This is a genomic window from Leeia oryzae DSM 17879, assembly GCF_000376945.1.
GTDB lineage: Bacteria > Pseudomonadota > Gammaproteobacteria > Burkholderiales > Leeiaceae > Leeia > Leeia oryzae.
Genome location: NZ_AQXU01000025.1, coordinates 1 through 20,833, shown reverse-complemented (window position 1 = coordinate 20,833; position 20,833 = coordinate 1). Strand labels below are relative to the sequence as shown.

Annotated in this window: 17 protein-coding genes and 5 tRNA genes; 15 read left to right on the top strand and 7 right to left on the bottom strand. The window is 53.7% G+C overall.

The window, feature by feature from the left end; all coding sequences use genetic code 11:
* Nucleotides 1–268: 268 nt before the first annotated feature.
* From F552_RS0113535 to F552_RS0113520, 4 genes are all read left to right on the top strand, one after another.
* Nucleotides 269–1,456, top strand: a complete 1,188-nt coding sequence (locus tag F552_RS0113535; RefSeq protein WP_211208312.1) for an NAD(P)H-dependent flavin oxidoreductase — start codon at nt 269–271, stop codon at nt 1,454–1,456.
* Nucleotides 1,443–1,979: a hemerythrin domain-containing protein gene (locus F552_RS0113530; RefSeq protein ID WP_018152284.1), complete on the top strand. Its 537-nt coding sequence runs from the start codon at nt 1,443–1,445 to the stop codon at nt 1,977–1,979. Before F552_RS0113535 ends, F552_RS0113530 begins: the two co-directional genes overlap by 14 nt.
* A 121-nt stretch (nt 1,980–2,100) precedes the next feature.
* Complete coding sequence (locus F552_RS0113525) at nt 2,101–2,439, top strand: cupredoxin domain-containing protein (RefSeq protein WP_018152283.1); 339 nt, start codon at nt 2,101–2,103, stop codon at nt 2,437–2,439.
* Nucleotides 2,440–2,513: 74 nt separating this feature from the next.
* The gene (locus tag F552_RS0113520; protein WP_245546695.1) at nt 2,514–3,386 is read left to right on the top strand and encodes an FTR1 family iron permease; all 873 of its coding nucleotides are present in this window, start codon (nt 2,514–2,516) and stop codon (nt 3,384–3,386) included.
* Nucleotides 3,387–3,495: 109 nt separating this feature from the next.
* Here the strand turns inward: F552_RS0113520 and F552_RS0113515 are convergent, their stop codons facing one another.
* Complete coding sequence (locus F552_RS0113515) at nt 3,496–4,080, bottom strand: LexA family protein (protein WP_018152281.1); 585 nt, start codon at nt 4,078–4,080, stop codon at nt 3,496–3,498.
* A 170-nt stretch (nt 4,081–4,250) separates the two neighbouring features.
* Between F552_RS0113515 and trhP the strand changes: the two genes are divergently transcribed.
* Both trhP and F552_RS20140 read left to right on the top strand, forming a co-directional pair.
* Entirely contained in the window at nt 4,251–5,630 is a 1,380-nt protein-coding gene (gene trhP, locus F552_RS0113510; RefSeq protein WP_026182718.1) for a prephenate-dependent tRNA uridine(34) hydroxylase TrhP, read from the top strand.
* A gap of 224 nt (nt 5,631–5,854) precedes the next feature.
* Nucleotides 5,855–7,474, top strand: a complete 1,620-nt coding sequence (locus tag F552_RS20140) for a methyl-accepting chemotaxis protein (protein ID WP_018152279.1) — start codon at nt 5,855–5,857, stop codon at nt 7,472–7,474.
* Nucleotides 7,475–7,537: 63 nt separating this feature from the next.
* Here the strand turns inward: F552_RS20140 and cysG are convergent, their stop codons facing one another.
* Entirely contained in the window at nt 7,538–8,932 is a 1,395-nt protein-coding gene (cysG, locus tag F552_RS0113500) for a siroheme synthase CysG (protein ID WP_018152278.1), read from the bottom strand.
* Nucleotides 8,933–9,128: 196 nt separating this feature from the next.
* Here cysG and F552_RS0113495 point away from each other — a divergent pair, with 196 nt between their 5' ends.
* Nucleotides 9,129–10,025: a hypothetical protein gene (locus F552_RS0113495; RefSeq protein ID WP_156802332.1), complete on the top strand. Its 897-nt coding sequence runs from the start codon at nt 9,129–9,131 to the stop codon at nt 10,023–10,025.
* Here the strand turns inward: F552_RS0113495 and F552_RS0113490 are convergent.
* Both F552_RS0113490 and F552_RS0113485 read right to left on the bottom strand, forming a co-directional pair.
* Complete coding sequence (locus F552_RS0113490; RefSeq protein WP_018152276.1) at nt 10,022–11,425, bottom strand: sensor histidine kinase; 1,404 nt, start codon at nt 11,423–11,425, stop codon at nt 10,022–10,024. The two genes, F552_RS0113495 and F552_RS0113490, sit on opposite strands and share 4 nt — an antisense overlap.
* The gene (locus tag F552_RS0113485) at nt 11,415–12,089 is read right to left on the bottom strand and encodes a response regulator (RefSeq protein ID WP_018152275.1); all 675 of its coding nucleotides are present in this window, start codon (nt 12,087–12,089) and stop codon (nt 11,415–11,417) included. Before F552_RS0113485 ends, F552_RS0113490 begins: the two co-directional genes overlap by 11 nt.
* 144 nt (nt 12,090–12,233) lie before the next feature.
* Here F552_RS0113485 and F552_RS0113480 point away from each other — a divergent pair, with 144 nt between their 5' ends.
* From F552_RS0113480 to F552_RS19410, 4 genes are all read left to right on the top strand, one after another.
* Complete coding sequence (locus F552_RS0113480; RefSeq protein WP_051078326.1) at nt 12,234–13,325, top strand: ABC transporter substrate-binding protein; 1,092 nt, start codon at nt 12,234–12,236, stop codon at nt 13,323–13,325.
* A gap of 120 nt (nt 13,326–13,445) precedes the next feature.
* Entirely contained in the window at nt 13,446–15,128 is a 1,683-nt protein-coding gene (locus tag F552_RS0113475) for an ABC transporter permease (RefSeq protein ID WP_245546694.1), read from the top strand.
* Nucleotides 15,121–16,218: an ABC transporter ATP-binding protein gene (locus F552_RS0113470; protein ID WP_018152272.1), complete on the top strand. Its 1,098-nt coding sequence runs from the start codon at nt 15,121–15,123 to the stop codon at nt 16,216–16,218. The genes F552_RS0113475 and F552_RS0113470 overlap by 8 nt, the downstream gene beginning before the upstream one ends.
* Nucleotides 16,197–17,243 carry an AbrB family transcriptional regulator gene (locus F552_RS19410; RefSeq protein ID WP_018152271.1) on the top strand — a complete coding sequence of 349 codons (1,047 nt, stop codon included), beginning with the start codon at nt 16,197–16,199 and terminating at the stop codon, nt 17,241–17,243. Before F552_RS0113470 ends, F552_RS19410 begins: the two co-directional genes overlap by 22 nt.
* 59 nt (nt 17,244–17,302) lie before the next feature.
* On the opposite strand, the gene F552_RS0113460 is transcribed toward F552_RS19410, so the two are convergent.
* From F552_RS0113460 to F552_RS0113450, 3 genes are all read right to left on the bottom strand, one after another.
* Complete coding sequence (locus F552_RS0113460; protein ID WP_018152270.1) at nt 17,303–18,427, bottom strand: porin; 1,125 nt, start codon at nt 18,425–18,427, stop codon at nt 17,303–17,305.
* A gap of 213 nt (nt 18,428–18,640) precedes the next feature.
* A tRNA-Phe gene (locus tag F552_RS0113455) sits at nt 18,641–18,716 on the bottom strand.
* A gap of 29 nt (nt 18,717–18,745) precedes the next feature.
* Nucleotides 18,746–18,821, bottom strand: a tRNA-Phe gene (locus tag F552_RS0113450).
* A 433-nt stretch (nt 18,822–19,254) separates the two neighbouring features.
* Between F552_RS0113450 and F552_RS0113445 the strand changes: the two genes are divergently transcribed.
* From F552_RS0113445 to tuf, 4 genes are all read left to right on the top strand, one after another.
* A tRNA-Tyr gene (locus F552_RS0113445) sits at nt 19,255–19,339 on the top strand.
* An 81-nt stretch (nt 19,340–19,420) separates the two neighbouring features.
* A tRNA-Gly gene (locus tag F552_RS0113440) sits at nt 19,421–19,494 on the top strand.
* A 13-nt stretch (nt 19,495–19,507) separates the two neighbouring features.
* A tRNA-Thr gene (locus F552_RS0113435) sits at nt 19,508–19,582 on the top strand.
* A gap of 64 nt (nt 19,583–19,646) precedes the next feature.
* Nucleotides 19,647–20,833, top strand: a 1,187-nt coding sequence (tuf, locus tag F552_RS0113430) for an elongation factor Tu (protein WP_026182715.1), incomplete at its 3' end; no start/stop codon positions are given.

The window sequence follows — 20,833 nt, the reverse complement described above, 5'->3', positions numbered from 1 at the left end:
CCATATTGGTTCATGTACAGATGCAAAAGCGGGCGCCGGATTTTCCCCATCAATGCTGCCATATGGGCATCTGTACCCAAATCTGATAGTTGCATGTCCTATTTCCCGGATTGAGTCGCACTTGTTTGCGGATTTGCCAGATAAAGCACGAAGCGTATTGATACATCTCAATGCATACGATGAAAATTGGTGGCATTCTCATACAAGCCCTATTTAGTATTTGATCATTCGTGATTTCCAGGATTTTGAAAGGCCCCTTATGTCTGTAATCAAGTCTCCGTTTCCCCTGCTTCGCATCCGGGGCAAGTCTGTATTGCCTGTGGTGCAGGGAGGCATGGGCGTAGGGGTCTCCGCGCACCGCCTGGCGGGTAGCGTGGCAAAAGAAGGTGCGGTTGGTACGCTTGCCAGCGTGGATTTAAAGCACCACCATCCGGATTTGCTGGAACAGTGCCATCGTGTCCGTGATCAGGACGTGCTGAACCAGGCCAACCTGACGGCGCTTGACCGTGAAATCAAGATGGCCAAAGACCTGTCTGGTGGCGAGGGCCTGATTGCCGTGAACGTGATGAAGGCGGTTGCCGACCATCCTGCCTATGTACGCCAGGCATGCGAAAGCGGTGCCGATGCCATCGTGATGGGCGCAGGCCTGCCGTTTGACCTGCCAGAAATGGCGGCCGATTACCCGAATGTAGCACTCGTGCCGATTCTGTCCGAGGTACGTGGCATTGCGCTGGTCCTGAAAAAATGGATGAAGAAAGGGCGCAAGCCGGATGCCATCGTGATCGAGCATCCGCGTTACGCCGGTGGTCACCTGGGCGCCGCCAAAATTGAAGACCTGAAAGACGAAAAATTCAACTTCGATATTGTGCTGGCGGGCGCGCTGGAATTATTCAAGGAAATGGGTGTTGAAAACGAGATCCCGCTGATTGTGGCGGGGGGTATCAATAGCCATGAAAAAGTAAAAGACGTGTTCTCGTGGGGCGCATCTGGCGTTCAGCTGGGAACCGCGTTTGCCGTATCGACAGAGGGTGATGCGCACCCTAACTTCAAGGCCGTACTGGCTGGCGCCAGAGATGAAGACATCGTTGAATTCATGAGCGTGGCCGGCTTGCCTGCCCGTGGTGTTCTGACACCATGGCTCAAGAATTACCTGAAGCGCGAAAGCTTCCTGCAAACCAAAGCCAAGTGCGATGCTTCCCGTTGCACCACCGGGCTGAACTGCCTGTCTACCTGCGGTCTGCGTGACGGTATCGCGAAAATCGGCCAGTTCTGCATTGATTCCCAACTGGCAGCCGCCCTCAAGGGTGAAGTCTCCAAAGGTTTGTTCTTCCGGGGTGCAGAATCTTTGCCGTTCGGTTCGGCCATGCGGCCTGTCAAAGAACTGATCGACTACCTGTTGACCGGGGTCATGCCGCAACTGAATCAGGAAGACGAGCTACAACGTGCAATTGCCTGACGACCTCCCTTCGCTGGAAACGCCACTGGAAATGCTGGTGGCGTGTCACGGGCGTGTGCGCAAGTTTTGCGACACGCTACAAAAACTGTCCAAGCATCTGGCAGCCCATGGCAATACGCTGGATGCCCAGACGGCAGCGGCGAATGTGCTGCGCTATTTTGAGGTTGCGGCACCGCTACACCATGCAGATGAAGAAGAGGACCTGTTCCCGGCTTTGCTGAAGGCCAGCGAGGATAGGATGGATGCTTCTGAACTGCGGCATGCCATTCAGAAACTGACGCACGAGCACCCGCAGCTGGATACCATGTGGCGGCAACTGAAACCCCGGTTGCACAAGGTGCAAGCGGGTGATGAAGCCCATCTGGGCGATGATGGGCTGGTCGAACAATTTGCGCATCACTATGCTTTGCATGCGCAAGAAGAAGAGACCCAGGTATACCCATGGGCAGAACGTCTTTTGACTGAGAAACAGCTGGCAAAAATTTCCGCTAGCATGATCAAACGTCGCCAACACAAAAAATGATCAAGGTTTGTGCATATTTCTGAATGAGAATTGTTTTTATTATTTACAAGTTTTTGCGGATAAGTAATAATGATTCTCATAACGATTCCCCGTTTCTTGTCTCTTAACTATTGAGGTAGCTATGAAAAAACTTCTGGGTGCAGCCTGTATTGCGTTGGTTTCATTGTCTTTTTCTGCTCAGGCAGAAGATGTTCAGGTCTATAAGCTTGAGATCAAGGATGGCGTGATCAGTCCGCAAAAGCTGGAAGTTGTGTCTGGCAAGAAATTCAAGATTGAAGTCAAAAACACTGGCAAAGTGGCTGCCGAGTTTGAAAGCAAGCCACTGAAAAAAGAAAAAGTGATCGCTGCAGGCGCGACCGCCGTGATCAGCATCAATGCATTGAAAGCCGGCGAATACAAGTTTGTGGACGAGTTCCATGAAAACCTGCCAACCGGCCAAGGCGTGATTGTTGCCAAGTAATCGGGCATTGCCAAAGCTGCGGCATACTTAAACAAGGTTGTCATCCATAATTCTGGAGGTATCAGGTGGAGCAGGTGCTATTTATTGTCTGGCGGGAAAGCGTAGAAGCGATGCTGGTTATCGGCATTCTGTATGCGTGGCTGCGCGCCAATCCTGATGCCAAGGCTGGCATGCGTTACCTCTGGGGCGGGGTAGCACTGGGTTTGGGGCTTGCCTTTACGCTGGGCGGTGCCATTCTGGTGTTTGAAGACTTCTTTGCCGGAGAAGCCCAGGATTACTTCCAGATGGGCATGGTGCTGGTGGCTTCTGCCCTGATTGTGCAGATGGTGCTGTGGATGAAAAAGAATGGCCGCCACCTGAAGAAACAACTGGAAAGCGGCATGGCTGCCAATGCAGAAAATGCCAACTGGTGGGGCATGCTGGTGCTGGTCGCTCTGGCGGTAGCCAGGGAAGGCAGCGAAACCGTCATTTTCCTGTACGGTCTGGGGTTGGCGCAGCAAGGCATGGATCTGGTGACGTTTGTGTTGACCGCCATGACCGGGTTTGCCCTGGCGCTGGTGACCTTCTGGTTGCTGCAAGCCGGTAGCAAGATATTCTCCTGGAAAGCGTTCTTCCGTTTTTCTGAAGCCCTGCTGTTATTGCTGGCAGCCTCATTGCTGGTAACGGGTGTAGAGAAGATGCAATCGTTTGAATGGATTCCAACGATTGTTGACCAGGTATGGGATAGCAGTTTCATTCTGGCAGATGACGGCCGTATCGGTGGTCTGATTGCGGCCCTTACCGGCTACCGAGCACAGCCTTCCTTGTCTTTGCTGATCATTTATGCAGCATACTGGGGGCTGGTGTACTGGCTGATGAACCGGCCGGTTACACCTGCCGCGGTAATGAAACCGGCGGGCACACTGCAAGAGACAGCTACAAAGCAAGCTACTTCAAACGTACGCTGATCTGTTTGCTGTTCATGAACCCCATAAAAAACGCCACCTGTGAGTGGCGTTTTTTATGGGGTTCATGTGTACAAGACTTGCTGATACGCACTAGTCTTGACGATTCGCTTTAGAATTTGCGTATCAAACCAACCATGACCCCAAAAATCTGCAGGGACTGGGTCGGGCGAATCACCGGGTAGGCTGCATTTGCCGGGCGTAAAATATAGTGCGGGCCGTCTTTTTCCAGATATTTCAGGGTGAATTCGCCATCCACTACCGCCACCACGATATCTCCGGGATGGGCGGCCAGACGCTTTTCTACCACGGCAATGTCACCCTCCTGAATATGGGCCTCGATCATTGAATCACCTTTCACCTCGATCAGCATGGTCTCGGACGGTTTTTCGATCAGGTACTCATCGATATTGAGGGCATCACGCATGCCGTCGTGGGCTTCGCTAGGCAAACCTGCGCGTACCACGTCTTCTGCCATCGGCCGGCCAAAGAACCGCTTGGTCGGTACCAGCCGTTTGTCGGGTGAGGATTCCAGATAACCTTGCAGTTGCAGCCGCTTGACCAAGGCGGACACGGCAGATTTGGAGGCCAAACCCAGCAGTTGCCCCATGCTGGCATAAGAGGGTAGCGAGCGGAAATCCGCATAATAATCCTGCAACTTTGCAAGATAATCGTGGTCTTTATTGGGTGGTGGCATGATGCCCCCTTTTAAGTTTATTTAGAACGTTCGTTCTTATTGTAAGTGGCGAACGTCATACTTGCAAGCATTGTTGCATCAAAAACAACCCTATTCACAGAAGGGTCTGATTTTCAACACTTTTTCTGTATAATCGCCAACCTTAAACATTACTTTGTTGGATGTACGTCATGCCCGCTTCTCCAGAACTCTTATTGCCAGCCGGTTCTTTAACCAAAATGCACGCCGCGTTTGATTACGGTGCGGATGCCGTTTACGCTGGCCAGCCGCGTTACAGCCTGCGCGCCCGTAATAACGAGTTTTCGTCACTGGAAAGCCTGAAAGCGGGGATTGATGGCGCCCATGCACGCGGCAAACTGTTTTTTGTGGCCAGCAACATCTTCCCGCATAACGCCAAGCTGAAAACCTACCTGAACGATATGGCCCCGGTGATCGAGATGAAGCCGGATGCACTGATCATGGCCGACCCGGGCCTGATCATGATGGTGCGCGAGAAATGGCCAGAGGTGCCGATTCACCTGTCAGTACAGGCGAACGCGACCAACTGGGCGGACGTGAAGTTCTGGCAGAAAATCGGCCTGACCCGCGTGATTCTGTCGCGCGAGCTGAGCCTGGATGAAGTGGAAGAAATCCGCCAGCGCTGTCCGGACATGGAGCTGGAAGTATTTGTCCATGGCGCCTTGTGTATTGCTTATTCCGGCCGTTGCCTGCTGTCTGGCTACTTTAACCACCGTGATCCTAACCAGGGTACGTGTACCAACTCTTGCCGTTGGGACTATAACGTCCAACCAGCTGCGGAGAATGAAACCGGCGATATCGCCCGCATTCCGGTCGAGACCCTGAAGTTTGATTATCGCAAGGCCATGGAAGATGCCGACCAGTCGTTCTCTGGTCTGGGCAACATGCCCCGCCATCCGGAAGCCGACAAGGTCTATTTGATCGAAGAAGCCAATCGTCCTGGCAGCCTGTTGCCGATCATGGAAGACGAGCACGGCACTTACATCATGAACAGTAAGGATCTGCGTGCGGTAGAGCACGTGGAGCGTTTGGCCAAAATCGGTGTGAATTCGCTGAAGGTAGAAGGCCGTACCAAATCCTTGTACTACGTGGCACGTACTGCACAGGTTTACCGTCGCGCCATTGACGACGCCATGGCGGGCCGTCCGTTTGACCCGACCTTGCTGGGCGAGCTGGAAGGCCTGGCAAACCGCGGTTATACCGATGGGTTCTACCAGCGCCACCATACGCAAGATCACCAGAACTATCTGACCGGTTATTCCGAGTCTGGCCGCAGCCAATATGTCGGTGATGTGGTCGAGATCGTCGATGGCTGGGCCAGAATTGACGTGAAAAACCGTTTTGGAGTGGGCGATCGTCTGGAAGTGATCCATCCAAGCGGTAATCGCGTGATCGAAGTGACCAGCATGCGTAATTCCAACAACGAACAGCCAGTGGAACTGGCCGCCGGTAGCGGTCACGCCGTGAGCATTCCGTTGCCAGCTGAACTGAATGGCGCTTTGCTGGCACGTCTGCTGGCACCTGCTGCTTAACAACACCTTGTTTTTCTCCTCCTTGCGGGGAGACCTATCACATCATGGATGGTCATTTGTGCAATATATGGCGCAATACTGACCATCCATGTCGCGCTCTCTGACTACATAATCTGTTTCTCTCTCTAGAATTAGGCCGCGGCCAGAATTTAATACGTAGATTTACGTATGTCATCCGCCTAGCGCAATGACGTATCTGGTTGCATTACCCAAGGGGAGAGCTTGTGTACCAACTTACCATCAGACAAAAACTGTGGCTATTCGCCATTTTCTCGTGTGCCTTGCTTCTTGCCGCCAGCCTGACCGGCTTGTGGGGCATGCACAAGCAGTCCACCAGGCTGGATGAAGAATTCAATCTTCGCACCGTGCCACTGACTGAAGCTGCGATTTCTCTGGATGAACTGCACCGCTCCAAGGCCTTGCTGCTGGTTGCCTTTGGCACGCCGGATGCAGACTACGCCAAAAAGCCGCTGGCCAAAGTCACCTTGCTCGAAAAAGATATCGATACCCATCTGACGCACATCCGCCAATCCGCCAGTGATCCTGAAGAGGTCAAACTGATTGGTGAGGCGGCCAAGGCGTGGGAAGCTTATAAAAAAGCACGCCAGCCAGCCATTGCGAAGGCCTTGGCCGGGGTGGGGGACGAGGGTCTGCAGATTTACCGTTCTGAAGCGCTGGATATCTTTGACCAGTTAACCGGCCAGATTACCAAGCTGCTGGAAATGAAGCGCAAGCTGGCTGATGCCTCCCATATCCAGGCCGGTTCTGACATGACGACCATGCAGAACCTGTTGCTGATCGTTACCGTGGTCGGTTTTGTGCTGGCCATCGGGCTTGGATTCTCGGTGATCCGTTCGATTACCAACCCGCTCAACCATGCCATTGGTTTTGCGCAGAAAATCGCCTCGGGAGATTTGTCTGGGCGACTGACGCAACTGCACGCCGACGAAACCGGGGTATTGCTCAGTGCGCTGGTCAAAATGCAGGATGAACTGCGCAGCATGTTTGCCAAAGTGCGCGAGCAAGCTGACCAGCTGGCGGATTCGGCCACCATTCTGGATGAAACCTTTGGGGTGGTCAGCAACAGTGCCTCACAGCAAAGAACGGCAGCAGAAGAAGTGTCTGTAGCCATTCACGAAGTCGCTGGCAGTTTTTCCGAGCTCAGTCAGCGCAGCAAGTCTGTGCAGACGCGCGCCTATGAAGCGGCCAACTTGTCTGGCGAGGGGAGTGCATCGGCAACCAGCGCGGCGAACGAGATCAACCTGCTGGCGGACGGTATCCAGAAATCGGCAGGTAATATTGATCAGCTGGAACAACGCGCCGCACAGATTGGCGGCATTGCGACCGTGATCAAGGAGATTGCAGAACAGACCAATTTGCTGGCCTTGAACGCTGCCATTGAAGCCGCACGTGCCGGCGAGGCGGGGCGCGGCTTTGCGGTGGTGGCGGATGAAGTGCGCAAGCTGGCAGAAAAAACCGCCAATGCCACGACCGATATCCAGCAGGTACTGATGGCGCTACAAACTGAAGCCGAGCGTGCCGTTCAGTCCATGCAGCAGGGTACACGCCAGGTCGCCAAAGGGGTCGAGAGTATCAACGACCTGCTACCCGCGCTAGACCGGTTAAACCAGGGGGCTCAGCAAACCTATGCAGACCTGCAGGCGCTGGTACAAGTGTACGATAATCAGGTTGGGGTGACCGACATGATGGAGCGCCACGTAAACGATATTGCCTCTCTGGCGAAAGAGAATGTGGTGCAAGTATCGAGCACTGGTGAAATTGTGGCCCGACTAAGCCATCTGGCGGGGGATTTGCGTCAGTCCGTGGCACGCTTCTCGCTGTAAATCGTTCGCTGCACAAGGTAGTAAAAGCCGATGCTCCACGATGGTGGCATCGGCTTTTTCACATCAGCCTGCTGGCTTGGTGTGCCACGCGAGCTTGGCGTGCAGTTTGACTACTTCCCCGATGATGATCAGCGCGGGAGATTTGACCCCTGCCTCGATGATCTTGTCGGGCAGGGTAGACAGCGTGCCGACCACGACCCGCTGCTGTGCCGTAGTCGCCTGTTCTACAATGGCGACCGGTGTCTCTGCGGCACGGCCATGCTGGATCAGCTGCTGGCAAATCTCTTTGGCCTGACCCACGCCCATATACACCACCACTGTTTCATTGGCTTGTACCAGCCGCGGCCAGTCCAGCTCGGTTTCGCCTGCTCGGCGATGGCCGGTGACAAATGTACAGGCCTGGGCATAATCCCGGTGCGTCAGCGGGATGCCCGCAAAGCAGGAGGCGCCGGAGGCAGAGGTAATGCCGGGTACCACTTCAAACGGAATGCCTTCTTCGGCCAGAGTTTCGATTTCTTCACCGCCGCGACCGAAAATGAACGGGTCGCCTCCTTTGAGCCGCAGCACTTTCTTGCCTTCTTTGGCCAGTTTGACCAGCAGCTGGTTGATATCGTCTTGTGGCAGGGCGTGGTTATTGGTTTTCTTGCCCACATAAATCCGCTCTGCATCACGGCGGACCAGGTCCAGAATCGCCGGGGCAATCAGGTTGTCGTATAGCACCACATCGGCCAGCTGCATCAGCCGCAAGGCACGGAAGGTGAGCAAGTCCGGGTTGCCAGGGCCTCCACCTACCAGGTATACCGCGCCTTGCTGCAAACGCGCGATGTCGGCTGTCTCTAGCTGATGGTCCAGATCCTGGCGGGCTTCTTCCACTTTGCCGGCAAATACCTTCTCGGCCACTGTCCCTTGCAGGGCTTCTTCCCAGAACAGGCGACGGGTACCTACGTCTGGCAGCTTCTGCTTGGCCTTGTGGCGGAATTCGCTGGCCAGCTTGGCCAGCACGCCGTAGCCATGCGGGATCAGGCTTTCGAGTTTGGTTCTTAGCTGGCGAGCCAGCACCGGTACGCCGCCTGATGTGGAAATGGCAATCACCAAGGGAGAACGGTCTACGATGGCCGGCATGATGAAACGGCACAGGTCGGGCTGGTCCACCACATTGACCGGGATACCCAGCTGCTCTGCCAGTTCATAAACCTGCCGGTTGACGGCTTTGTCATCCGTGGCGGCAATGACCACCCGTTTGCCAGTGAGATGCTCAGGCGCAAACTCGCCGGCAATGTAGTGCATGGCACCTGCGTCGACTTGCGCTTGCAGGTCCGGATGCAGCTCGGGCGACACCAGCGTGACAATCGCCTGTGCCTGGGCGAGCAGGCTGGCCTTGCGTAATGCAACTTCTCCCCCGCCTACCACCAGGCAATGTTGCTGTTTCAAATTCAGAAAAATGGGGAAGTAATCCATGACAGGTTCCAGTTGGGTAGGGCGGCAGAGAAAATCTTATTTTAAACCAGCTTGCCAGAAGCAACGGTTGAAATATTGCGGTTTCCCAATTGTAAATCGTTGTTAAGCCGTGTGCATTCTGCCGCTTCATGGCATGGTCACACCCTTCTGCCTGAATTATGATGAAAAAATCATCGAATGACGCAGGGAGAACAGGATGTGCTGGAAACGCATGATGACCGTGGGTGTACTGACGCTGACCCCTTGGCTAAGCCAGGCGGCAGATGATCCTTTCCCGATCGAAGAAAAGAACAATGTGCTGAAGTACGCCAAAGATATTCTGCCGGTGACCAAGGTGGCCATCAGCGGACTGAATGTCAAACTTGGGGTGCATCTGGAACGGCTGACGCTCCTGAGCGGGGAAGGGCATACCGACAGCAAAGTAACGTCCGGCTTGCTGGCAGGGGCGTTTACCTTGATGGGGGCGGGTAGCGGGGTGGATTTTGCCAGTCGGGAACCGGTAGAAGATCATTTGTCTGCTGACATGGCCAAGGCCATCGCGGCGGATATCGCCACGGCAGTGGTAGGGGCTGTACAGCAAAACAAACTGGAACTGGTACCGCCGGACACCGTGACCAGTGCCCCTTTTTATGGCAAGGTGAAAGGGGAAGTCGCGCTTACTACCGATACCGAGAATGTCAAAGGCGGGCTTTTCAAGCCGGATTATTACTTTGGCTATCAGCAAGTGCCGGTGCTGGGCTATAAATATCGCAGCCCGGGCATGTTTGATATCTCTGACAGTGAGGTATCACCAAAAGTCCGGGAACTGGCCGGTGTGCCGGTCACGTTGGCCTGGTCGGTGAAGGTGGTGAATGACCGCAAGACGATGCGGGTGATCGAGCTGTCTCTCAAGTGTCTGGGTAAAGGGCAGGGATTTGGCAATGGGGATCAGCCACTGCTGTGGTTGTCGATGAAACCCGATGCGTTGAGCGTACCCTCCGGCGAGAGTCACAAGAATCTCGAGTACTGGTCGGCGCTGTCGCCAAAATTTGCCATGGCCGTCAATAGCATGATGCAAAAGGCCGTGGCTGAACTGTCAAAAACGGCTAACTAGAAATGCCGGTGCGGGGAAGGCGGAAAGCGAACGGTGACTTTCAGCCCGCCTTCTTCTGCATCACTCAGGCTGACGACAGCCTCGTGGGCCTGAGCACATTCCTTGACGATGGCCAATCCAAGGCCACAGCCGGATTCTTTGGTGCCCAGAATACGGTAAAACCGCTCGAAGACCCGCAATCGCTCTGACCGTGGAATGCCGGGGCCGCTATCACTCACGGTCAGATAGATGTCGGCATGCTGTGCTTCTACCCGAATGGTGACAATGCCATTTGCCGGAGTGTAATGAATGGCATTGTCCAGCAGGTTGGATATCAGTTCATGCAGCAGCAGGGTATTGCCCGAAATGTAACAGGCGTCTTCGCCTTCGAATCCCAGATCAATTTGCTTGCTTCTCGCCGCAGGTGCAAATTCGGCGGTCAGGGACCGGGCAAAATCTGTCAGGTCCATGGGTTCAAAGGCCAATTGTCTGACGCTGTCAGGCTCTGCGCGTGACAGGGAAAGCAGCTGGTTGGCCAGCCGGACGGTCTGGCGGGTGCTGTGATGCAGCTCTATCAGCGCTGCATGCATGGCCGCAGGTTCCTGGGCACGCAAGGCCAGCTCTGCCTGGGTATTTAACAGGGTAAGGGGGGTGCGTAGCTGGTGCGATGCGTCCGCAATAAACCGCTGTCGGGCGTCCAGTTCTTCCTGCAAGCGTTGCATGTTCTGGTTCAGGCTGACCACGAGTGGTTGCAGTTCGGTTTGCACCTTCTGGACATTAAACGGGTATAGCTCGCCTTCATCCCTGCGCTGGATCTTATCCCTCAGTGTCAGCAATGGTCTTAGCCCCCGCTGAATGCCAATCACTACAAAAATGGCGGCCAGCGCCATCATCCACAACTGATCCCGCATGGCATCCCAGACAATCTGCCTGGCCAGCGCCTGGCGGGATGACAGGGTTTCCCCCACCTGTACAATGGCACTCAACCGATTGTCCTGCTCAAACAGTGGCCGGCTATAGATGGCAAACCGCACGTCTTCACCTTTATAGCGCGCATCAAAGAAGACAATGCGGTCCAGCCCGGGTTGATGCAAGCGGTCGGGTTGGGGCAGCTGGTCGTAGCCGGTGAGCAGTTTGCCGTTATTCAGATGTACGCTGTAGTACACCCGGTCCTGGAACTGGGACTCAAACATTTCTAGCGCAGCGGCGGGGATATCCACGTGGACTCCATCCTGATCGACGGTGACCCGTTCGGCGATGGTGCGCACAGAGGCTTGCAATGTCCTGTCGTAAGCGACATTGGCCAGCTCTCTGGAGGTATCAATGGTGCGCCAGCTGTTGAAGGCAAACAGAATGCCCAGCGGTACCATTAGCCACCAGAGCAATTCGGCCCGCAGGCTTTTGGCCACCTTAAACGTCATGCCGCTGCTCCAGCAAATAGCCTAGCCCGCGCAAGGTAACAATCTGGACATCCGCGCCTTCCAGCTTTTTACGCAGACGATGGATGTAGATTTCAATGGCCTCGATACTGACACTGTCGTCAAAATTGCAAATTTGCTCCAGTAGCGCTTCTTTGCTGACGGTTTTTCCCTGTTTCAGCAGCAAGACTTCCAGCACCGCGTGTTCGCGTGGCGGCAGGCTGACAGGCTGGTCTGCCAGGGTAAAACGCCGCTGGTTGCTGTCATAGCACAGGCTGGCACAGCAAATATCGGCGGAAGGTGCGCCATTGGCCCGGCGGAGCAGGGCCCGGAGCCGTGCTTCCAGCTCTGTCAGTTCAAAGGGCTTGGCCAGATAATCATCCGCCCCCAGGTTGAGTCCTTTAACCCTGTCTTCAACACTGCCGTGAGCGGTCAGAATCAATACCGGCAGGCTGCTGCCGCGTTTGCGCAGGCGTTGCAAGACATCCCAGCCAGATAATTTGGGTAGCGATAAATCCAGAACCAGCAGCGCATAGTCATCCCGATGCAGTGCCTGGTCTGCCGCCAGCCCGTCGTGTACCACATCTACCGCAAAGCTGGCTGCCGTCAGTGCCCTGCGTAATGATTCGGCCAATTCCAGATTATCTTCAACCAGCAGTAAACGCATATCGGTAACCTTGCAAAAAAACAATATCAATGAAAGGTGATTGAAAGCTTGTCTTTTTTATCATGCCATCACTGCCTGACGATTGTCTGCAAAAAATGGTTAGGCCAGATAATTATTACAAACGTAGATATTGGAGACACGAAGATGAATAAGCAACGTCGCGTTATGCTGGCTGTACTGGCCGCTCTTCCATTTGCACAAGCGTTTGCCGCTGTGCCCGCTGGCTACCCTGCCAGCTATCAGGCTGTGATTGATGCTGCCAACAAAGAAGGCAAGCTGGTGGTGTATTCGACGACCGATACCGCCCTGATGCAACCCCTGCTAAAAGATTTCCAGAAAATGTATCCAGCGATCAAGCTGGAATACAACGATGTGAACTCTACTGAATTGTATAACCGTTACATCAGTGAAACGGCCGCTGGCGGCGCATCTGCAGACGTTCTGTGGAGCTCTGCCATGGACTTGCAGGCAAAGCTGGTGAACGATGGCTATGCCATGAAATACGCTACGCCAGAAGTGAAGAACCTGCCAGACTGGGCCCACTGGCGTGATGAAGTGTTCGGTACTACCTACGAGCCGATCTCCATCGTGTACAACAAGCGCCTGGTTCCTGCCGGCGAAGTGCCAAAAACCCACGCAGAGCTGGTCACCCTGCTGACCAAAAATACCGCCAAGTACAAAGGCAAGGTTACCACTTACGATATCGAGAAATCCGGTACCGGCTTCCTGTTTGTCACCCAGGATGCCAAAGTAAACCCCGCCTTCTGGAATCTGGCCAAGGCATTTGGTGCGGTGGATGTCAAACTGCAATCTTCCACCGGCGGCATGATGGAGCGTATTTCCTCCGGCGAGAACCTGATCGGTTATAACATTCTGGGTTCTTACGCCATTACCCGTGCCAAGACAGACCCGAACATTGGCTTTGTGATGCCAACAGACTACTCGCTGGTGATCTCTCGTCTGATGTTTGTGTCCAAAACAGCCAAAGCGCCTAATGCCGCCAAGGTGTGGGTGGATTATGTATTGTCCCGTCGTGGCCAAAGCATCCTGGCCATGTCTGCCGATCTGTACTCCGTTCGTAAAGATATCGCCGGCCAGGCTTCTGGCGACTATCTGGGACGTGTCCTGGGTGCCGCACTCAAGCCGGTTGCCGTCGGCCCAGGCCTGTTGACCTATCTGGATCAGGCCAAACGTCTGGACTTCATCAAACAGTGGAAGCAAGCGCTAGGTCGCTAAGCAACTGCTGATCCTGCCGGCTGTACCCCCGGGTGCGGCCGGCAACATTCCCTGGTTTATCTGCCTGACATGGTTACATGCGTAACCCTGCAGGATGTCTGCTGTCTGAAAGGAATCATCATGAACGCTCTTGCTCGTTACGGGCTATCGCGGACGATGGTCGTACTGGTCATGGCGTTGGCCGTCTTCATGCCGATTGGCCTGGTGTTGTGGCAAAGCACGCTGAACGCCCCATTTTTCATGCCCAACCATGCGTATGGTCTGGATGCATTCAGATTCATCTTTGATGACTCGGATTTCTGGAGTGCATTAAAGAACACGGTCTTCATTGCCGTCTCCATGCTGGTCATTGCTGTACCACTGGGTGGCGCGCTGGCCTTCTTGCTGGCCAGAACCGACTTGCCCTGCCGTCGTCCGATCGAACTCATGGTTATGGTGCCCGTATTCGTGTCACCTTTCGTGTTGGGTTTCGGTTATGTGGTCGCTACCGGCCCGGTGGGTTTTTATACCCTGTGGGTGCAAAACCTGATCGGCACGGTACCCTGGAATGTCTATTCCCTGCCAAGCATCGCCCTGATTGCCGGGTTGACCCATGTGCCGCACGTTTATCTGTATGCCAGCTCCGCACTGAAAAACCTCGGTTCTGATGTCGAAGAAGCCGCACGGGTAACGGGCGCGAGTCCATTCGAAGTGGCCAGACGCGTCAGCTTGCCGATGGTTGCCCCCTCCCTCCTGTATTCAGGTGTGCTGGTATTCTTCCTTGGTTTCGAGATTTTCGGCCTCCCCCTGATTCTGGGCGATCCGGAAGGCCATCTGGTATTGGCCTCCTACCTGTACAAGCTGACCAACAAACTGGGTATCCCCAGCTATCACCTGATGGCCGCCGTCGCTGTCTGCATTATTGGCGTGACGTTTCCGCTGGTGCTGCTGCAACGCTACCTGCTGCGCAGTGCTAACCGCTATATCGCCGTCAAAGGCAAGGTCACCCGCCAGAAACGACTGCCTTTAGGGCAATGGCGTTTGCCAGCCTTGGCGCTGGTGCTGTTCTGGTTGCTGGTTACCGTTATCGTACCGCTCAGTGGCATTACCTTCCGGGCATTTGTCAGCTTCTGGGGGGAGGGCGTCAGCTTTGCCGAAGCCTTCAGCTTGCACGCCTTTGTCGAAATCTGGAACCAGCCTAACCTGCTGCGCGCCGTGCTCAACAGCGTGCTGATCGGTGTGATTGGTGGCGGGGTTGCCGTTATGGCCTATACCGCCATCGGTCTCGCCTCCCATCGCAAGCAAGATGGCCTGACCCGCATTGTCGACTACATGGTGCTGATCCCTCGCGCCGTACCTGGATTGCTGGCCGGTCTGGCCTTCCTGTGGGTGTTCCTGTTTGTCCCGGGGCTGAAAGAAATTCGCAGTACGCTGATCAGTGTCTGGCTTGCTTATATGGTGGTGTGGCTGGCCTACGGCATGCGCCTTATCTCCAGTGCACTGCTACAAGTCGCACCCGAGCTGGAAGAAAGTGCCCGCACCCTTGGTGCATCTGCTGCACGCGTCAGTAAAGACGTGACATTACCGCTGATCCGCTTTGGCTTGCTGTCCAGCTGGGTCCTGATGTTCATGATCTTTGAGCGCGAATACTCAACCGGTGTTTATCTGCTGTCCCCAGGTACCGAAGTGATCGGTTCCATGCTGGTATCCCTGTGGGCTGCCGGAGCTGTCGATATTGTCGCTGCCCTGTCCCTGATTAACGTGGCGCTGGTTGCCATTGGCCTGGCCATCGCCCTGAAGTTTGGAGTAAACCTTCATGAATAAGTCAACCCAACACGACGCACTGCATCTGACCGTCAACAATCTGCACCTGCAATATGGCGACAACCCGATCCTGAAAGGCGTGTCCTTTACCCTGGCCCCCGGCGAAGTGGTCGCACTGCTAGGCGCATCCGGTAGCGGTAAAACTACCTTGCTGCGTGCCGTTGCCGGTCTGGAGCATCCAAGCCAGGGAGAAATCACCCTCGGTAAAACCACCTTGTTCGATGGAGCCAAAGACTTCGAGCTGGCCGTAGAAAAGCGCAATCTGGGGCTGGTGTTTCAAAGCTACGCACTCTGGCCGCATCGCACAGTGTTTGATAACGTCGCTTACGGTCTGAAACTGCGCAAGGTCGGCACAGAAGAAACCAAAGACCGTGTCTCGCAAGCCCTGAAAAACCTGGGTTTGGGTCATCTGGCAGAACGCTATCCGCACCAGTTGTCTGGCGGTCAGCAGCAACGTGTCGCCATCGCCCGTGCTTTGGTCTATAACCCGCCGGTTATCCTGCTGGACGAACCGCTGTCCAACCTGGATGCCAAACTGCGGGAAGAAGCCCGGGCATGGCTGCGTGAGCTGATCGTCACCCTGGGCCTGTCGGCACTGGTTGTGACCCATGACCAGACCGAAGCCATGGCGATGTCAGACCGCATCTTGCTGCTCAAAGACGGCCGCATCGAGCAAGCCGGTACACCGCAATCCCTTTATGCGCATCCAGAGTCACTCTACACCGCCGACTTCATGGGCAGCAACAACCACCTGCCGGCCAATGTCGTACAGGCAGAAGGCAGCATGGCCAGCATTGAAGTTGCGGGCCGGGTACTCAAAGGGGTCTGCAAAGGTATCATCCAGGCCGGGAAAGCCTGCACGGCGCTTATCCGTCTGGAACAGGTCAGAACCAATGCAGAAGGCGAAAATGTCATCCAGGCAGAGCTGATTACGTCCATGTTCCTGGGAGATCGCTGGGAGCACCTGTTCCACCTGCATAACGGAGCAGACACCATTCGCATCCGCGCATTCGGGGCGGTGCCACTGGCAACAGGTGAGCACCAACTCTCATTCCCGGCAGATGCACTATGGCTCTTCCCGACCGCCTGACAGTTCTGGTTAACACTGCCATATTAAGCCTGCTTGCAGGATGGGGGGCAGCGGCTATCCATCTGCCGCTGCCCTGGATGCTGGGCCCGCTGTTTGCTACCGGGCTGGCAGGTGTCTATGGTGTAAAAACCAATGTTGTAGAGGGCGGGCGTCAATTCGGACAACTGCTCACCGGGGTCGCCTTGGGGCACTACTTCACCGCGCCCGTCCTCGCTGCCGTACTGACAGATGCCCCCTGGCTCTTGGCTAACTGTCTGGCCGCGCTGTTTGCAGGTCTCCTTACCATGCGGTTGCTGGCGAACCACTTGACGCCAGCAACCGCCTTTTTTTCCATGCTCCCCGGTGGCGCGGCCGAAATGGCCGTTTTAGGTGCCAGACAAGGAGGCGATCCCGCCATGATTGCCCTTTGCCACAGTCTCAGGGTTGTCAGTGTCGTCTCGACCATTCCCTTTGCCATGCTCATCTCAGGGGTAGAAGGGCACGATAGCTACCAAAGCATCTATCTAAACTATGATCACCAGCAGTTTGCCCTCCTGATGGCACTGGCTCTACTGGCCGGCTTTCTGTGCCATCATGCAAACCTGCCAAATGCATGGCTATTCGGTCCCTTGCTGATCAGCATCATCCTGACAGCCTCAGGTACACCACTTTCCGCCTTACCCCACTGGATGCTTAATGCCGCCCAATGGCTGATCGGCAGTGCACTTGGTTGCCGCTTTAAACCCGGCATGTTTACGTCCATTAAACAACTGATGCCTAGATTGCTAGCCAGTCTGGCACTCAGTCAGCTGCTCTTGGTGCTGTTTGGCGTGCTACTGGCCAAGGTTCACCATATTCCGGTTGCTACTGCCATACTGGCTACCGCACCAGGCGGTATGGCCGAGATGTGCCTGACCGCACGCAACCTGCATCTGGGCGTTGCCTATATCACTGCCAGCCAGTTATGCCGACTAGTCTTCTTGCTGTGCTCAGCCAGCATTATCTATAAATTGTGGTTTGCAGATAAAAAAAGACCGCCCGGTTAGGGGCGGCCAATCAATACGGCAATCAACGGATGTGCTGCAAATGCCTATCCATTTACGACTTAGAAGTCGTGAGACAGACCAATGCTGATCGTACGGGCACTGGTATTCACTTTGGTTGCTGATACGGCTTTGCGGTTAATCTTGTCATTCAGGTATTCAGCAAAAATGGATGTACGCTTAGAGAACGCATAATTCACGCCAAGCACCAGACGCTTCTGGGTGTAATCATCTGTTGTGTCCAAGCCATCATTCTTGCTGGCCTTCAGATGGCCATAGAAACCACGCAGCGTCAGATTTGGGGATGCCTTGTAGGTAGCAAACAGGCCATAACCCTTGTCTTTGATGTCTTGTGCAGCATTATTTTTCTGTGAGTAAACTTGGCCACCCAGTGTCAGGTTAGGCAAAACGTCATAGCCAATGCTCAGCAGGTTGGCAGTCTCTTTGTTGCCAGGTGCACTTGCACCTGTCTTGTTCTGCTCAAAGCCCCAGTCAACAGACAAACCATCCGCCGCGTAAGATAAGCGTGTAGAAATGCCACGGCCTGCTTTTTGGGTTGTTGTCGCATTTTCGTTCAGGTAGTACTCGGCAGCACCGCTAAACCCGTTGATGGTCGGAGAGGTATAGTGAATTGCGTTATTTTTACGGTTCTGCTTCACGTTAATCGGGAAGTTGTAAACACCGCCGGTAGCAGATGGGTCAACGTCGGTGTTGGTCTGTTCAAAGAAACCATTGATACGGTCACTACCGACAAAACCATCAAACTTGGTACCCACGTTGTCGTATGGAGAGGTAACACGACCAATTTTCAGTGTCCCCAAGCTCGCGCTTTGCAGGCCGATAAAAGTATCGCGAGAAGCCAGCGTACCGTTACCGTTCAGTTTCTTGGAAGAGGACAATGTATCCATTGAACCATCATCCGCATTAAAACCGCTCTCAATCTGCCATACGGTACTCAGACCGTTACCCAAATCTTCGGTACCTTTAAAGCCGATACGGCTCTTGAAACTGCTGACCAGTGTCTGAGAAGTGTGAGAACTAGAGGTAGGGTCAGTCGTTTTTGCATCTGCATTCAAAAACTCAACACCCGCACGTACTTTACCGTAGATGGTGACATTACCGCTGTCTGCAAAGACGGCTGGAGAAACAAACAGTGCCGCAACTGCGACAGATAGTACTTTACGCATTTAAATAAACTCCCTGATTAAAAATAAGATCATTGCTGATCGGTAAGCAGGGCGATTTATACAGAGGCAATGCTACACAGCCGTGACGTTTATATGACACCGCAGTCATTTCAGGTAAATACCAACAGCTGGGACATCTAGGTGGAGGGGGCTACAACAGTAGAAATAAAAAAAGCCACAAAGTGGCTATTGAATGACATATATAGATATATATGGTGGCCGGGGGCAGAATCGAACTGCCGACACACGGATTTTCAATCCGTTGCTCTACCAACTGAGCTACCCGGCCAACACAACATAAGTTGACTTCAAGTACGATGGTGGCCGGGGGCAGAATCGAACTGCCGACACACGGATTTTCAATCCGTTGCTCTACCAACTGAGCTACCCGGCCACATGCACAAGAGTCGAGCATTAAACCCTATTTAAAAGGCCCCGTCAATAGACAAGGAGCTTATTATGCAAAAAACTTCAACTGACCATAAAGCCTGGAAGAAGCAGCCTAAAGAAAAGATATCTAACACAATAACTTTTCGCGCCTGAGAAGGGTTAGGTAAAAAGCTATATCAGCAATATTCCGGGAAGAAACTGCCCTCTATATAAAGCCTGATAGTCGGCATTGGCCTGACATCTGTGCCTGGCAAGACCAGCGGCAGACGCCAAGCCACTATTAAGTGAAATTTATTTCATCAATGCCTAAAATAAATTACTGTATGAATTCATGGGTTTAGATAGTTAATATGGCTGAGTGTCACGATTTCCTACAAAATGTGATGCAAATGGTGTTGACAAGCTTTGTGTAGGTATTCATAATGCGCATCTCTTTTGGAGGGGTTCCCGAGCGGTCAAAGGGATCAGACTGTAAATCTGACGGCACTGCCTTCGAAGGTTCGAATCCTTCCCCCTCCACCAAAAGATTATGCTGCAACTAGCGGTCGGCGATAAGGTTGTATATATAAATATACAGTCCGAATTACTCGACAGAAGTTTAAGGCGGGTGTAGCTCAATGGTAGAGCTGAAGCCTTCCAAGCTTAAGACGAGGGTTCGATTCCCTTCACCCGCTCCAGGTTTCTAGTTGTGCCCATGTAGCTCAGCGGTAGAGCACTCCCTTGGTAAGGGAGAGGTCACGAGTTCAATTCTCGTCATGGGCTCCAACCGCCCTTGGTTGGGTTGTGAACTTTCGCATTTACATTTATATATAAGACGAGGTTTTGCGCAATGGCTAAGGAAAAATTCACGCGGACGAAACCGCACGTTAACGTGGGCACGATTGGTCACGTTGACCATGGTAAAACCACTCTGACCGCAGCGATCACCACGATTCTGTCCAAGAAATTCGGTGGCGAAGCAAAAGGTTACGATCAGATTGATAGCGCGCCAGAAGAAAAGGCACGTGGTATTACCATTAATACTGCACACGTAGAATACGAAACAGAAACCCGTCACTACGCTCACGTTGACTGTCCAGGTCACGCTGACTATGTGAAGAACATGATTACCGGTGCAGCGCAGATGGATGGCGCGATTCTGGTATGTTCAGCAGCTGATGGTCCTATGCCACAAACCCGCGAGCACATCTTGTTGGCTCGTCAGGTTGGTGTGCCATACATCATTGTGTTCCTGAACAAAGCAGACTTGGTTGATGATGCCGAGTTGCTGGAACTGGTAGAAATGGAAGTTCGTGAATTGCTGTCTAAATACGACTTCCCAGGTGACGATACACCAATCGTTACTGGTTCAGCCAAACTGGCGCTGGAAGGTGACCAGTCTGAATACGGCGAGCCAGCGATTTTCAAACTGGCAGCTGCGCTGGATAGCTACATTCCAGAACCAGAACGCGCTGTTGACGGTACGTTCCTGATGCCAGTAGAAGACGTGTTCTCTATCTCTGGTCGTGGTACTGTGGTGACTGGCCGTATCGAACGTGGTATCGTTAAGGTTGGTGAAGAAGTTGAGATCGTTGGTCTGAAAGCAACTCAGAAGACCACATGTACCGGTGTTGAAATGTTCCGCAAATTGCTGGATCAAGGTCAAGCTGGTGATAACGTGGGTGTTCTGTTGCGCGGTACCAAGCGTGAAGACGTAGAGCGTGGCCAGGTTTTGGCTAAGCCAGGTTCTATCAACCCACACACAAAATTCAGCGCAGAGATCTACGTGCTGTCTAAAGATGAAGGTGGTCGTCATACACCATTCTTCAATGGCTACCGTCCACAGTTCTACTTCCGTACCACAGACGTGACCGGTGCAGTAGAATTGCCAGAAGGTACAGAAATGGTGATGCCAGGCGATAACGTGTCAATCAAAGTTGCCCTGATTGCGCCAATCGCGATGGAAGACGGTCTGCGTTTCGCTATCCGTGAAGGCGGTCGTACCGTTGGCGCGGGTGTGGTTGCTAAGATCATCGA